This window comes from Croceitalea marina, assembly GCF_042684265.1.
In the GTDB taxonomy this organism is placed as follows: domain Bacteria; phylum Bacteroidota; class Bacteroidia; order Flavobacteriales; family Flavobacteriaceae; genus Croceitalea; species Croceitalea marina.
The window spans coordinates 1-1,113 of sequence record NZ_JBHULB010000032.1 but is presented as its reverse complement, the minus strand read 5'-3'; the positions used below and the strand labels follow the sequence as shown (position 1 = coordinate 1,113).

1 protein-coding gene is annotated in these 1,113 nt (G+C 42.8%); it reads left to right on the top strand.

The genetic code is table 11. The features are described 5' to 3' along the window. Window positions 1-60: 60 nt before the first annotated feature. Window positions 61-969, top strand: coding sequence for an IS1595 family transposase (locus ACFSQJ_RS14180; RefSeq protein ID WP_377767631.1), 909 nt, complete (start codon window positions 61-63; stop codon window positions 967-969). Window positions 970-1,113 lie beyond the last annotated feature (144 nt).

Below are 1,113 nucleotides of genomic sequence, written 5' to 3'. Positions count from 1 at the left end.
TTGAATATCCGTAATTACTCATAATTTATTATATTTGACTGAACCTAAATCACTTGGCTTATGAATTTATTTACGTTTAGTGCTCATTTCGGGGACGAGGAGGCCTGTAGATTACATTTTAAAGAAGAGCGAGATAAAATCGGTGTCGAATGCCATCGTTGTGGTCACGATAAGCACTTTTGGATCAAGAGCCGTTGGAGTTATGAGTGCAAGGCCTGTCGCAGTCGTACCTCACTGCGTAGTGGCACTATAATGCAGGGGTCCAACCTATCATTTTTGGTATGGTACAGGGCGATGTTCCTTATGAGTGCAACAAAGAAAGGTTTTTCGGCCAAAGAGATGCAGCGCCAACTTGGTCTGAAACGATACGAACCTGTCTGGTCGCTTGTCCACAAATTGCGCAAGGCCATGGGCAATAGGGACGCTCGGTACACCCTTGAGGGAATGATCGAGTTCGACGAAGGATATTTTATGGTCGAATCCTCTAAAGTTGAACAGGACAAAGCAAAAAGGGGGCGTGGGGCCGCAGGCAAGAGAAACGTTGCCGTCATGGCGGAGAGTATACCGTTGGAAGACATACGAACGGGCCATAAGACCAGTCAAGTGCGCTATTTTAAAGCAAAGGTATTGGATACACATCTAGCGGACGAGGTCAATCGAACGATAGCGGATGAACTGGATGAAAAAACAATAGTATTTTCAGATCAAAGCACTTCATACGTGGATATCGCGGATTATGTTGAAATGCACGTAACCGAGAAATCAAGCAAGGAGTCTACCGAGGAAACCTTGAAATGGGTACATATCTTCATTAGCAACGCAAAGAGAAACCTACTGGGCAACTACCATAAAATAAAGGGGAAGTACCTACAGCTCTATCTTGATGAGTTCGTTTACAAACTTAATAGACGGTATTTCGGGGAAAGACTGTTCGAAAGAGTAGTTATTGCTAATATCACAGGGTTATGACACTTAACGGATATTCAATTTTCTTTTATTGGTTTTGAACATTCCTGATATAAGTGATGAATAGTTTGAGGTTACCAAAATAGCCATATCCATGATAAGCTTAGCAACGGCAATATCGTTCATTACCTTCTGCCGCATTTCTGG

What these genes read in the sequence shown, in the direction of transcription:
- ACFSQJ_RS14180 (WP_377767631.1), top strand. Translation starts at nt 61, where the DNA reads ATGAATTTATTTACGTTTAGTGCTCATTTCGGGGACGAGGAGGCCTGT.